Consider the following 12059-nt stretch of genomic DNA (forward strand, 5'->3'; position numbering starts at 1 on the left):
CATCTTAAATGAGATGCTTCCTCTTTTACGTTTAATCTAATACTTTTCCCTTTGTTTCTGGTACACATAGTAGCATTGTAATTAACCCGATTGGGTAGATGATAAAAATCAAGGACAATGCTCCAAGTAGGTTGCCACCTGTAGCAAGTAAGCCAATAATAACAGGCCCAAATCCAGCTAACCCACGTCCTGTACCGAAAATAAAGTTTTCGGCGGTAGAGCGAGCTTCAGCAGGATAGTTTTCAGCTAAAATTGCTCCAAATCCTCCCATCATTCCATTTGCAAAGAATCCAAGCAATGCACTTCCCCATAATAATAATGTTGAATCTGTGAATAAGAAGAAGTAAATGAGACAGTATACTGTACCGCCAATATAATAGATTGCAAAAGTTTTACGGCGACCAATTTTATCAGCTAGAATACCAAAGATTGCAATTCCAATTAGCATACCGATGGTAGAAATGAACATCCAGCCACTTGCTTTTGCTAATGTATAGTTATATTTATTTGCTAAAATAGTGGGCATCCATGTGAAGATTCCGTAATATCCGAAGTTTTGGATGAACGACATAATAATAAGACCAATTGTTGTAATTGTTACTTTTTTATTGGCAAATAACTTTCGAAGTGGAAATTTTTTTATATGTTTTAGTTGTTCTGCTTCAGTAGTTGTTAATTTACCTGCAGCTTCTTTTTGCAATAGTTCCTTTTTGTAGCGTTGTTTTTGCTCCCATATTTTCGGTTCACTTAAACTTTTACGGACATAGACAGCTAGTAAAGCTGGAATTAATCCAAATAAGAAAACGGCTCTCCATCCAAAGTGTGGGACAATAAATGCTGGAAGGAGTGAAGCAATCAGTACACCAAATTGCCATCCAAGTGCAACAACAGATGTCGCTTTAGCGCGCATTTCTTTAGACCATGTTTCTGTTACGATGGCCATTCCGATTCCGAATTCACCACCAACTCCCATTCCAACTAAAAAGCGCAGAATTAATAATTGCCAGTAGTCTGTTGCGAAATAAATGAGTGCGGTTGCTAGTGAAAATAGTAAGATTGTGAAGGCCATTGTACGAATACGGCCAAATAAATCAGCAATAAATCCAAATAAATAAGAACCAATTAACATTCCTATTGTGGTAGCTAAAGTTAAGTTTCCACCTTCAACAGGACTTAAGTGAAACTCTTTTAAAATATAGACAAGTACGAAAGATAATAGCAACATATCTAAACCTTCTGCTGCATATCCTAGCGCAGAACCAAATAATGTTTTATATCTTTTCGCTTTTGTCTCCTCTGTTGTTTGTTGTACATCAGTAGTGACGTTCATTATTACTCCTCCTTATTTTCTACAGTCGCTATAGAAGAATAACAAAAGGCCTTCTCACCTGATATGATGAGAAGGCCAAAAAAGCATACGTATCCCCAAGAAAAGAACATACGTATATTGTATTCCGACTTCCTTCTCAACCTCACGGGGTTGGGTTAAAGGACTGTATTATATTACTTTATTTTTAGCACTCTTCTATATGTATTGTCAAATAAAGAGGAAGTTATTATGTGTAAAATATTTCAAAAAACATTTCGTTCTTCTTGACGCCGACTTCATTATTTTCCCATAATAAAACTAACTAAATAAAAAGGAATGAATCAAAGATGCTAAATTTAGTACTCATGATGATTGAACGAGTCGGACTTATAGTTATTTTAGGATTTTTACTCTCTCATATTAAAACTTTCAGACGCCTCCTTCATAAACAGGATGGCTATGTAGATAAGCTTAAGCTTATTTGTATTTTTTCGGTATTTACAATTGTAAGCAATTACACTGGGATTGAAATAGCAGGAAATACGATTATGAATGAAAATTGGTTACAAGGTGTTTCATCATCGAGTACCATTGCAAATACACGTATTATGGGTGTTGGAATTAGTGGATTGCTTGGTGGTCCTATCGTCGGAATTGGGGTAGGATCAATTGCTGGTATTCACCGTTATATGCTTGGAGGGACGACAGCTCTAAGTTGTGCAATCTCTTCAATTTTAGCAGGCGTTATAACTGGTTATATCGGATACATTTTTAAAAAATATAACCGTACAATTACCCCTAAGTTTTCAGCGATTTTAAGTGTTTTTATCGTTTCTTTAGAAATGATTATGATCCTATTAATTGTAGAGGATGGAATGAGCATTGTGAAAACAATTGCGATACCAATGATCCTTGTAAATAGTTTTGGAAGTTTTATTTTACTTTCTATGATACAAGCTATTTTGCGTCAGGAAGAGAACGCAAAGGCACTTCAGACTCATAAGGTATTACGTATTGCAGATAAAACGTTACCATATTTTCGCCAAGGCTTAACAGAAGAATCGTGTAAGCATGTGGCACAAATTATTCACCGCTTTACAGGAACAGATGCGGTATCCTTAACAGATACAGAGAAAATATTAGCTCATGTTGGATTAGCATCAGATCACCATATTCCGTCACATAGTTTAATAACTGGTTTGTCGAAAGAAGTGTTACACACAGGGAAAATAATGAAAGCAAAATCACGTGAGGTTATTAATTGTCAACATGAAGGCTGCCCTTTGCAAGCGGCGATTGTTATTCCACTAACTTCACATGGAAATACAATAGGGACATTAAAACTGTATTTCAAAAATCCTAACCAGTTAAGTCGTGTGGAAGAGGAATTAGCAGAAGGATTAGCAAAAATATTCTCTACACAACTTGAATTAGGTGAAGCTGAGTTGCAAAGTAAATTATTGCAAGATGCGGAAATAAAGGCATTACAAGCACAAATTAACCCGCATTTTTTATTTAATGCGATTAATACAGTATCAGCTTTATGCCGAACAGATGTAGAAAAAGCAAGGAAGTTATTATTACAGCTTAGCGTATATTTCCGATGTAATTTGCAAGGGGCACGTCAGTTATTGATTCCACTAGAACAAGAATTAAACCATGTACAGGCATATTTATCCTTAGAACAAGCAAGGTTCCCAAATAAGTATGAGGTAAAGATGTATATTGAGGACGAGCTAAAGACAACTTTAGTACCACCATTTGTTCTTCAACTATTGGTTGAAAATGCATTGCGACACGCTTTTCCGAAGAAGCAACCAGTATGTGAAGTAGAAGTGCATGTTTTTGAAAAAGAGGGTATGGTTCATTTTGAAGTAAAAGATAATGGGCAGGGAATTGAGGAAGAACGTTTAGAACAATTAGGAAAGATGGTAGTTTCGTCAAAGAAAGGGACTGGAACAGCTTTATATAATATTAATGAACGTCTTATTGGATTATTTGGAAAAGAAACGATGCTTCATATCGAAAGTGAATTAAATGAGGGGACAGAGATTACTTTTGTTATTCCAAAAAAAGTAGGGGAGGAAGAGCAGATTGTTAAAAGTATTAGTAGTTGACGATGAAATGTTAGCACGTGATGAACTAAAGTATTTATTAGAGAGAACGAAAGAAGTTGAGATAATTGGTGAGGCTGATTGTGTGGAAGACGCATTAGAAGAACTAATGCAAAGTAGACCAGATATTGTGTTTTTAGATATTCAATTATCCGATGATAACGGATTTGAAATCGCCAATATATTAAAGAAGATGAAAAATCCACCTGCAATTGTATTTGCTACTGCCTATGATCAATATGCACTGCAAGCATTTGAAGTAGATGCGTTAGACTACATTTTAAAACCATTTGATGAAGAGCGTATTGTGCAGACATTAAAGAAGTATAAAAAACAAAAACAATCGCAAATAGAAACGAAGCACGAAATAAAGGGGACAGATGTAACAGTAGAGATGCATAAATTAGCATTACCAATTGAAGAATCAATCGTACTTGTTAATATTGAAGATATTGTATATGTAGGACTTGTGGACGGAAAAGTGACAGTAAAAACAATGAGGGAAACATATGTAACACACGATACACTTGTGATTTTGGAAAAGAAGTTGCCGCAAGTAAGTTTCATGCGTGTTCATCGTAGCTTTATTGCAAATATTAATCATATTACTGAAATTCAGCCATGGTTTAACTCTACTTATAATTTAATCATGAAAGAAGGATCAAAAGTACCTGTTAGTCGTACATATGCAAAAGAACTCAAGAAGCTGCTTCGTATTTAAGGAGCAGCTTTTGTATTTCATCCTTTTATATTTGTAACTGATTCTGTATATTTGACGCTCTGTTATGTAAACGCTTACTCGGGCGGTTATATCCTATACAATAAAGGTACCAAATCGAAAGAGGTGGCCAAAATGAGTACGAAAAAAGTATATAGTTTCTTATCACAAGCATTCATATTCTCAGCTATTATGTTAATTTCTAATATTATTGCAACACATTTACCAATTCCAATGCCTTCATCGGTAATCGGGTTAGTTATTTTATTTAGTCTATTATGTTTAAAAGTTATTAAATTGGAGCAAGTTGAATCACTCGGAACAGCTTTAACAGGTATTATTGGATTCTTATTCGTCCCATCAGGTATTTCAGTTATTAATTCTCTTGGTGTAATGGGACAATACTTTGTACAAATTTTAACTGTAATTGTTGTAGCAACAGTTATTTTACTCGCTGTAACAGGATTATTTGCACAATTTATTTTAGGAAAAGATGAAAAAGAAACAGAAGATACAAAAGAATTGAAAGTAGTAAATAAAGGACGCAAGCACGGAAAGGTTGCGTAACCATTGTATTTATATATTGTTGGGAGGTAATGAACATGGCAAGCACAATGACTCCATATTTCGGAATCGTCGTTTCATTAATCGCATACGGAATCGGAACATTATTATTCAAGCATTCAAAAGGGTTCTTCCTATTTACACCATTATTCGTGGCGATGGTATTAGGGATTGTATTTCTAAAGGTAGGTAACTTTACTTTTGAAGAATATAATACTGGCGGAAAAATGATTAGTTTCTTCTTAGAGCCAGCAACAATTGCATTCGCTATCCCACTATATAAACAAGTTGATAAGTTGAAAAAATATTGGTGGCAAATTTTATCAGCTATCGTGGTTGGATCTATTTGCTCAGTAATTGTCGTGTTCATTGTTGCAAAAGCAATCGGTTTAGATACAGCAGTAATGAATTCAATGCTACCACAAGCAGCAACAACAGCAATTGCGTTACCAATTTCAGAAAGTATTGGTGGTATTCCAGCAATTACATCGTTTGCAGTTATTTTCAACGCAGTTATCGTATACGCATTAGGAGCATTATTCTTAAAAACATTTAGAGTGAAACATCCGATTGCAAAAGGTTTAGCACTTGGAACAGCGGGTCATGCATTAGGAGTTGCAGTAGGAATTGAAATGGGTGAGGTAGAGGCAGCGATGGCAAGTATTGCTGTAACGGTAGTTGGGGTTGTAACAGTAGTTGTCATCCCAATGTTCATGCCATTCATTGGATAGTAAAACTTACTTAAAAAATAAGAAAAGCAAGCTATTTGTAGGACAGATTTCTACTGATAGCTTGCTTTTTATGTTACAGTAGTGGTAAGACCTATTAAAAAATGTAAGTTTCCTTAAATCTTCATTAATACTATGTAGAATACGTTTTGAATTAGGTCATTGTATTGTAAAATAAGAAGTAGGCTACTATATACCTGGTAAGGTAGGCATATAATGAGTTTATAAAAATCTTAATATGAATGAATAATTAAAAGTAGAAAAGAGAGAGAAATCTACTTATTAACTTTTTAGTTTATAGGACAGGAGAGAGTATTCGTCGATTATGCAAATAAAAAACCTGTTTCAAAGCAAAGGATTCCAGAGGTTACTCGTATTAGTAATACTTGCTCTCGTGTTATACGGGCTGCAAAGTATGTTGAATTTAATATTAATTACGTTTATTCTCACGTATTTAATGGATCGATTCCAAAAGTTTATTTCACGCAAATTAGATCATTTCATGCCTATTAATCGAAAAATTATTATAGCGTTTCTATATGTAATGTTAATTGGTGGAATTGCTATTACGCTATTTAAATATTTACCAGTATTGACGATACAAATTTCACAACTGATTTACCAATTCAATGTATTTTTAAGAAACCCACCAGATAGTGAACTAATTAAGTATGCAGTTAATGCTGTCAATCATATGGAGCTTTCTAAATATGTAGGACAAGGCGTAGACATTTTGTATAAATCGATTACGAATGTTGGTAAATTTGGCCTTCAAGTTTTACTTTCTTTAATTTTGAGTTTGTTTTTCTTATTAGAAAAATCTCGTATTGTCGGTTTTACTGCAAAGTTTAAAGAAAGCAGGCTTGCAATTTTCTATACTGAAATTGAGTACTTCGGAAAGAAATTTGCACGTTCATTTGGAAAGGTAATCGAAGCGCAATTTTTAATTGCTGTTGTTAACTGTGTTCTTTCAGTTATCGCATTATGGATATTAGGATTCCCACAATTATTAGGTTTAGCGTTAATGATTTTCTTGCTTGGCTTAATTCCAGTAGCAGGGGTTATCATTTCGTTATTCCCACTTTGTATGATTGCTTACAATATTGGCGGTATCATGTACGTTGTTTATATTTTGGTTATCGTAACAGTGATTCATGCGCTTGAAAGTTACGTATTAAACCCGAAGTTTATGTCGCAAAAAACAAATTTACCGATTTTCTATACATTTATGGTATTAATCTTCTCAGAACACTTCTTAGGTGTATGGGGATTAATTATCGGTATTCCAATCTTCATCTTCTTATTAGATGTTTTAGACGTGACAAGTGATGAAATGGAGAAGGATGTTGGAAAAAATAAAGTGAAGTAAAGAAAAAGCATCGATGTTCGGTGCTTTTTCTTTTATAATATGATGTTTCTTATGCCATACTGTAAGCAGAACATAGAATAGGGGTGAAGTAATGGCTGTAAATGAAAAGGTAGAATTGGCTACATTTGCTGGAGGGTGCTTCTGGTGTATGGTTTCGCCATTTGAAGAGATGGAAGGGATTATAAAGGTTGTTTCTGGCTATACAGGTGGTCATAAAGAGAATCCAACGTATAAAGAAGTATGTTCAGAAACGACGGGACATTATGAGGCAGTACAAATTACATTTGATGCAAATAAAATGCCGTATGAGGAATTGTTAAATATATATTGGAGACAAATTGATCCGACCGATATTGGTGGACAATTCCACGACCGCGGACAGTCTTATGAAACGGTGATTTTTTATCATAATGAAGAACAACATAAAAAAGCAGAGACCTCAAAAGAAGAGCTTGAGCAGAGTGGACGCTTTTCAAAACCAATTGCGACAAAAATACTACCAGCAGCTACATTTTATCCAGCTGAAGAATATCACCAAGGATACCATAAGAAAAACACATTCCGCTATGAGTTATATCGTAAAGGCTCAGGACGAGATGCTTTTATTAAGCAACATTGGCCAAAGGATAATGCTCATTTAAAAGAAAAACTCAATGAGATGCAGTATTATGTAACACAGGAAAATGGTACAGAACCACCATTTCGAAATGAGTATTGGAACCATAAAGAGGAAGGTCTTTATGTAGACATCGTTTCAGGTGAGCCGTTGTTTACTTCTCTAGATAAATTTGATAGTGGATGTGGATGGCCTAGTTTTACAAAACCAGTGGTGTCAGCAAGTGTGAAAGAAAAGATGGATGTGAGTCATAATATGACACGTACAGAAGTGAGAAGTAAAGAAGGAGATTCACATCTTGGGCACGTATTTCCAGATGGTCCAGGACCAAATGGCCTTCGTTACTGTATTAATTCCGCAGCTCTTCGATTTATTCCAAAAGAGGAATTAGAGAAAGAAGGCTATGGCGATTTCCTAATCTTGTTTGGAAATAAAAAATAACCTCGCAGTTAGCGAGGTTATTTTTTTGTTATTTTGTTTTTTTCTTTTTAAATTTGCTTAATACTTCATAAACGATTGGAACAATAAGAAGTGTTAATAACGTTGAACTTGTTAATCCACCAATTACCGTTACGCCAAGTCCTTTAGAAATTAAGCCACTACCTTCAAATCCTAATGCAAGCGGGATAAGAGCACCGATTGTTGCAATTGCAGTCATTAAAATTGGACGAAGGCGTGTTGCACCAGCTTCTAATAAAGCTTCACGTGTTGATAGTCCTTCATTTTCCTTATGAATAACGCGGTCGATAAGCACGATTGCGTTTGTTACAACGATACCGATTAACATAAGCGCACCAATCATTGCAGATACACTTAATGTTTCACCAGAGATTAATAAGGCAACAAGAGCCCCAATAATTGTAAATGGTAGCGAGAATAAAATTGCGAATGGTGCTAGGGCACCACCAAATGTAACGACAAGAACGAAGTATACAATGGCAATCGCAGCTAACATCGCTAGGCCAAGTTGCTTGAATGATTCTTGAATATCTTTAGTAACACCGCCCATAGAAACATCTACACCAGAAGGAAGATCCATTTTATCTACTTCTTTTTGTACTGCAGCAGATGCTTTTGAAACGTCATCAGATGTTAATTTGGCACTAACCTCTGCATAAACACGTCCATCTCGGTGTGTTACTGTATTCGATGTTTCACCTTCTTTTACAGTCATAACATCTTTCACAGCTACTTCATTACCAAGTGGTGTTGTAATTTTGCGATTTGTTAAGTCATCGATTGTTTCATAATTTTGTTTTTCAGCTTCTACATATACATTGATATCTTTACCGTCTTTTTTAATTGTTGTCAGAACAGGACGATCATGTTGATTAGAAAGTCCCATTCCAATTTGAGCAGCCGTTAAGCCCATTTTACTCAGCTTTTCTTGATCTGCGACTAAAGTGTACTCTGCATATGTTTTTGCAATACTAGAATCTATATCTTTTAAGTCTTTATTTTTCTTCATGATATTTTGAATATCTTTTACGACAGGCTTAATGTCTTCTGAGCTATCTCCATAAACGTATAGTTTAATTTCGTTACTACCGCCACTTGCTCCGAAGTCTTGGTTTTTCCATTCGCCTTTGCCAGACATCTTCTGTAAATCTTTAACGACTTGTTCTTTCTCTTTTTCAAAGTTTTTCGTGTCGTTATCATATTGCACGAAGAACATTGCTTGGTTTGATTGACCAGGACTCATTGGATTCTCTCCACCTAATGAGAACTGAATTGTTTTGACGTCTTTATTATCTTGGAAGTGCTTCTCAGCTTTTGTTGCAATTTTTTCAACGTCTTCTAACGTTTGACCTGGTTCAGGATTATATGTTGCAATAATCATTTTTTCTTCTTCAGAAGGTAAGAAACTTACACCGATAACTGGTACAAGTGCAAGACTACCAACTAATAGAAGGACAGCGATACTTGATGTAATAATTTTGTGATTTAAAGCCCATGCAAGTATGCGTTTATACCCATTTGCTAATTTACTTGGTTTTTCTTCATGATGTACTTCTTTTTCCCTCATGCTCTCTTTCTTAAATAAGGAATGAGCTAGCATCGGTACGATTGTAACTGCTACTAGTAATGATGCTAATAAAGCGAAGACGATAGTTAAGGCGAATGGTAAGAACATTTCACCAATCATACCTTTTACTAGTCCAAGCGGTAAAAATACAGCAATTGTTACAATGGTGGAAGACATAATCGGGATAAACATTTCTTTCGTAGCTTCACGAATTAAATCTTTTCCACGTAATTTCTCTTCTGATAACGACATACGTCGGTAAATATTTTCAATAACAACAATTGAGTCATCGACAACGCGGCCTATAGCAACGGTCATTGCTCCAAGTGTCATAATGTTAAGCGTAATATCCATTTGCTTTATGACTAAAACAGCAATTAATAAAGAAAGTGGTATTGAAACGACAGAAATTAACGTTGTTCGAATATTTCGTAGGAACAGCATAATAATAACAATCGCAAAGATAGCACCGAAAATTGCTTTGCTCAGCATTGTTTCAACTGATTTTTCAATAGGTGCACCTTGGTCGAATGTTGAAATGATCTCTAAATCTTTATATTTTTTCTCAAGATCTTTTACTTTATCTTTTACTGCATTTACAACATCAACTGTATTTGCATCAGAGGCCTTCACAATTTGAATTCCAATTGCTTCTTTTCCATTTGTTCGAGAAATAGATTCTGCTTTCCCAACTTCTTTAATGTCAGCAATTTCGTCTAATGTAACTGTTGGAATCCCGTTCATAGCAGCTGGATTCATTTGCGGCGTTTGTGCACCAGCGCCAGCATTTTGACTACCTTGACCGTTAGGTGAGGAAGGTATAGCTGGGATTTTAAGTTCTTTTAACGCTTTAATCGTTGTAATATTGCCATCTACAACAACTGATTTTTCCGTGTCTTTAAATGTGTATAAGCCAAGTGGTAAAGATACATCCGATCCCTTAATCACATTTTTTACGGTATCTTCACTTAGTCCTAGTTCTTTCATTTTATCTTTCTTGAAGACAAGCTGTACTTCATCTACTTGTTGGCCAGCAATTTGAACAGATGCAACACCATCAAGTCCTTTTAATCCTGGTACAACATTTTTTTCTACATTTTCAGTTAAGGTAGCTAAAGATTCATTCTTACTTGCCACGCTTAACGAAATAACTGGAAAGGCATTGAAGTTTACTCGTGAAACTTTAGGATCTTTAACACCTTCTGGGAGTTTTACATTTGTGAGAGCTTCTTTAATTTCTGTTTCTGCTTTTTCCATATTTTTATCAAAATCGTATTCTACTTGAATAGAAGATGCGTTTTGAAAAGATGATGAACTCACAACGTTAACACCGCTTAAATTTTGTAGTTGTTCTTCCATCGGCTTTGAAACTTTATCAGCTACTTCTTCTGGTGTAGCACCAGGATAGACCGTAGTTACTGTCACAATCGGTGTTGTAATATCAGGGATTGTTTCCAGCTTCATATTGAGTCCAGAGTAGATCCCCGCAATAGTAACAATAATGGTTAGTAGCCAAACTGCGAACTTATTTTTTAACGAGAAATTGATGATTTTGTTCATGTTTGCGCTCCCTTTTTATTATATTGACCAACTGGTCAGTCTAATACATAATATAACTGACCATTCGGTCAATCGTCAATAAAAAGAGATGGTATAATACATTTATAATAAGATGCGAGATTAAATTTAGGAGAGAAGATATGAAAGAAAAAGAGCGTTTAATTATAGAATCGGCTATGAAGTTATTTGCTACTAAGGGTGTAAATGCGACATCAGTGCAGGAAATTGTGACAGCTAGTGGTATATCTAAGGGAGCTTTTTACTTATATTTTAAATCGAAAGATGAGCTTTTATTAGCGACACTTCGATATTATTATGACAAAATCCAAAAGAAAATGCTGGATATTGAACAAGAGTTTTTATTACCACGTGAAAAATTTGCAAAACAATTACATTGTCAGTTTAATGATATACAAAAGCATAAAGAATTTATTATTATGCATGCGAGAGAAAATGCGATTCCGTTTAATAAAGAAGTAGAAGAATTTATGATGCGGATGAAGTTAGAGTCTCATGCATTTTATCGGAATAGTTTATTGTCCATTTATGGTGAAAAGGTTATGCCATATTTATTGGATTTAGTAATTATGGTAGAAGGCATATGCCGTGGGTATTTAGAATTAATTATTTTACAAGCACCAGAAATTGATTTATCGTATGTAGCTGCTTTTATTTTAAAAAGAGTAGATAATTTAGTAAATGGCTTAGTAGAATCTTCGGAAGAACCTATTTTACATGAAGAAAAGCTTGGAGAATTCCTTTGTAAATCAGAGCTTATTAAGGAACAAGTTAAAGAACATTTTTTAAAAGAGATTATTGTATTTAAGCGCACTTTAGCTGATCAATTAGAGGATGATGAGCTGTTGGTTACATTAGATGTTTTAGAGGCGGAAATACGATTGCTTAATCCAAGAATTCCGGTAATTAGAGGTATGTTAGCAAATTTAGAGGCGTATCCGGAATTAAAAGAATTTCGATTACGCCTTATAGGATACTACAATATAAAAAATTCTTAATAAAAATAAGTAAAAAACTCCTTGTCTACACAAGGAGTT

Annotated in this window: 9 protein-coding genes and 1 pseudogene; 8 read left to right on the forward strand and 2 right to left on the reverse strand. The window is 34.8% G+C overall.

The window, feature by feature from the left end; all coding sequences use genetic code 11:
- Positions 1 to 31: 31 nt before the first annotated feature.
- Positions 32 to 1330, reverse strand: a complete 1299-nt coding sequence (locus tag HMAS_RS20900) for an MFS transporter (RefSeq protein ID WP_001103412.1) — start codon at positions 1328 to 1330, stop codon at positions 32 to 34.
- 326 nt (positions 1331 to 1656) lie between these two features.
- Between HMAS_RS20900 and lytS the strand changes: the two genes are divergently transcribed.
- From lytS to msrB, 7 genes and pseudogenes are all read left to right on the forward strand, one after another.
- Entirely contained in the window at positions 1657 to 3426 is a 1770-nt protein-coding gene (gene lytS / locus HMAS_RS20905; protein ID WP_000933561.1) for a two-component system sensor histidine kinase LytS, read from the forward strand.
- Positions 3404 to 4144 carry a LytR/AlgR family response regulator transcription factor gene (locus tag HMAS_RS20910; RefSeq protein ID WP_000921843.1) on the forward strand — a complete coding sequence of 247 codons (741 nt, stop codon included), beginning with the start codon at positions 3404 to 3406 and terminating at the stop codon, positions 4142 to 4144. The genes lytS and HMAS_RS20910 overlap by 23 nt, the downstream gene beginning before the upstream one ends.
- A gap of 132 nt (positions 4145 to 4276) precedes the next feature.
- Positions 4277 to 4708 (forward strand): antiholin-like murein hydrolase modulator LrgA, encoded by a 432-nt coding sequence (lrgA, locus tag HMAS_RS20915; protein ID WP_000104901.1) that lies wholly within the window; start codon positions 4277 to 4279, stop codon positions 4706 to 4708.
- A gap of 35 nt (positions 4709 to 4743) precedes the next feature.
- Positions 4744 to 5436, forward strand: coding sequence for an antiholin-like protein LrgB (gene lrgB / locus HMAS_RS20920; RefSeq protein WP_000168869.1), 693 nt, complete (start codon positions 4744 to 4746; stop codon positions 5434 to 5436).
- Between the two features lie 322 nt (positions 5437 to 5758).
- Positions 5759 to 6802 (forward strand): AI-2E family transporter, encoded by a 1044-nt coding sequence (locus tag HMAS_RS20925; RefSeq protein WP_001166010.1) that lies wholly within the window; start codon positions 5759 to 5761, stop codon positions 6800 to 6802.
- Between the two features lie 91 nt (positions 6803 to 6893).
- Positions 6894 to 7361: pseudogene (msrA, locus tag HMAS_RS28145) on the forward strand (peptide-methionine (S)-S-oxide reductase MsrA); the annotation flags it as partial.
- Between the two features lie 45 nt (positions 7362 to 7406).
- Positions 7407 to 7859, forward strand: coding sequence for a peptide-methionine (R)-S-oxide reductase MsrB (msrB, locus tag HMAS_RS28150; protein WP_255256834.1), 453 nt, complete (start codon positions 7407 to 7409; stop codon positions 7857 to 7859).
- Between the two features lie 28 nt (positions 7860 to 7887).
- Here the strand turns inward: msrB and HMAS_RS20935 are convergent, their stop codons facing one another.
- Positions 7888 to 11004, reverse strand: coding sequence for an efflux RND transporter permease subunit (locus HMAS_RS20935; RefSeq protein WP_001033494.1), 3117 nt, complete (start codon positions 11002 to 11004; stop codon positions 7888 to 7890).
- A 140-nt stretch (positions 11005 to 11144) separates the two neighbouring features.
- Here HMAS_RS20935 and HMAS_RS20940 point away from each other — a divergent pair, with 140 nt between their 5' ends.
- Complete coding sequence (locus HMAS_RS20940) at positions 11145 to 12020, forward strand: TetR/AcrR family transcriptional regulator (protein WP_000659632.1); 876 nt, start codon at positions 11145 to 11147, stop codon at positions 12018 to 12020.
- The last annotated feature ends 39 nt before the right edge of the window (positions 12021 to 12059 follow it).

This window comes from Bacillus sp. HMA207, from assembly GCF_003402455.1.
In the GTDB taxonomy this organism is placed as follows: Bacteria; Bacillota; Bacilli; order Bacillales; family Bacillaceae_G; genus Bacillus_A; species Bacillus_A cereus.

Coding starts and splice junctions, on each gene's coding strand:
- HMAS_RS20935 (WP_001033494.1), bottom strand. CDS start 11,004: ATGAACAAAATCATCAATTTCTCGTTAAAAAATAAGTTCGCAGTTTGG.
- lrgA (WP_000104901.1), top strand. CDS start 4,277: ATGAGTACGAAAAAAGTATATAGTTTCTTATCACAAGCATTCATATTC.
- lytS (WP_000933561.1), top strand. CDS start 1,657: ATGCTAAATTTAGTACTCATGATGATTGAACGAGTCGGACTTATAGTT.
- HMAS_RS20900 (WP_001103412.1), bottom strand. CDS start 1,330: ATGAACGTCACTACTGATGTACAACAAACAACAGAGGAGACAAAAGCG.
- HMAS_RS20925 (WP_001166010.1), top strand. CDS start 5,759: ATGCAAATAAAAAACCTGTTTCAAAGCAAAGGATTCCAGAGGTTACTC.
- HMAS_RS20940 (WP_000659632.1), top strand. CDS start 11,145: ATGAAAGAAAAAGAGCGTTTAATTATAGAATCGGCTATGAAGTTATTT.
- lrgB (WP_000168869.1), top strand. CDS start 4,744: ATGGCAAGCACAATGACTCCATATTTCGGAATCGTCGTTTCATTAATC.